Origin of the sequence: Streptomyces flavofungini (assembly GCF_041028215.1) — a bacterium.
GTDB classification, from domain to species: Bacteria; Actinomycetota; Actinomycetes; order Streptomycetales; family Streptomycetaceae; genus Streptomyces; species Streptomyces flavofungini_B.
Window position 1 is genome coordinate 1 of record NZ_JASKYR010001343.1, and the last position, 1,075, is coordinate 1,075.

Here is a 1,075-nt window from a genome sequence, read left to right on the forward strand (position 1 = left end):
GACCATGGCTCCACCCTCGTGGGGCCGGTGGACCGCCGCCAGAAGGTCTTCCTCTATGAGCACATAAGCTGGCTTTATGAGCTCGTCCGCCGAACACTCCCCGCCCCCCTCCGCGACCGCCTCGCCGGGGGCCTCGCTGGCGCACCGGGTCCCCGACCTCGGGGCGCTCCAGCTCCTGCTCGCCGTGGCGCGGCTCGGCAGTCTGGGGCGGGCCGCGCGGGAGCTCGGCATCACCCAGCCCGCCGCGAGCAGCAGGGTGCGTGCGATGGAGCGGCAGCTCGGGGTGGCGCTGGTCGACCGGTCGCCGCGCGGTTCGCGCCTGACGGACGCGGGGGCCCTGGTCACCGACTGGGCCGGGCGGATCGTGGAGGCGGCGGAGTCCTTCGACGCGGGGGCGCAGGCGCTGCGCGACCGGCGGGACTCGCGGCTGAGGGTGGCGGCGAGCATGACCATCGCGGAGTATCTGCTGCCCGGCTGGCTCATCGCCCTGCGGGGCCAGCGGCCCGATACGGCGGTGTCGCTCCTCGCGGGCAACTCCGCGGCCGTGGCGTCGCGGCTCCTCGCCGGTGAGGCGGACCTCGGCTTCGTCGAGGGTCTGACGGTGCCGGGCGGTTTGGACGACGTGGTCATCGCGCACGACCGGCTCGTCGTGGTGACTGCGCCGGACCATCCGTGGGCGCGCCGCAGGAGTCCGCTGGACCCCGAGGAACTGTCGGCCACGCCCCTGATCCTGCGCGAGGAGGGCTCAGGCACCCGCCAGGTCCTGGACGCGGCCCTCGGTGGTCTCGCCCGCCCCCTGATCGAGCTCTCCTCCACGACGGCGGTCAAGGCCTCGGCGGTCAGCGGCGCGGGCCCCTCGGTCCTGAGCGAACTGGCGGTCGGCGAGGAGCTGACGGCCCGCCGCCTGGTGGAGATCCCCCTGCGGGACATGCGCCTGCGCCGTGCGCTGCGTGCGGTCTGGCCGACCGGGCACCGTCCGGCGGGCCCGGGGCGGGACCTGCTGGCGCTGACGCGGGCCGGGGCGCGGGCGGCCTGAACGGCGGCCGCTTCGCCCGCGGCTGCTGCCTCGTCGTCG

Annotated in this window: 1 protein-coding gene; it reads left to right on the forward strand. The window is 76.0% G+C overall.

The features are described from left to right. The first annotated feature begins 76 nt into the window (after positions 1 to 76). Positions 77 to 1,036: a LysR family transcriptional regulator gene (locus AB8Z36_RS40940; protein WP_369218414.1), complete on the forward strand. Its 960-nt coding sequence runs from the start codon at positions 77 to 79 to the stop codon at positions 1,034 to 1,036. The last annotated feature ends 39 nt before the right edge of the window (positions 1,037 to 1,075 follow it).

Coding starts and splice junctions, on each gene's coding strand:
- AB8Z36_RS40940 (WP_369218414.1), top strand. CDS start 77: ATGAGCTCGTCCGCCGAACACTCCCCGCCCCCCTCCGCGACCGCCTCG.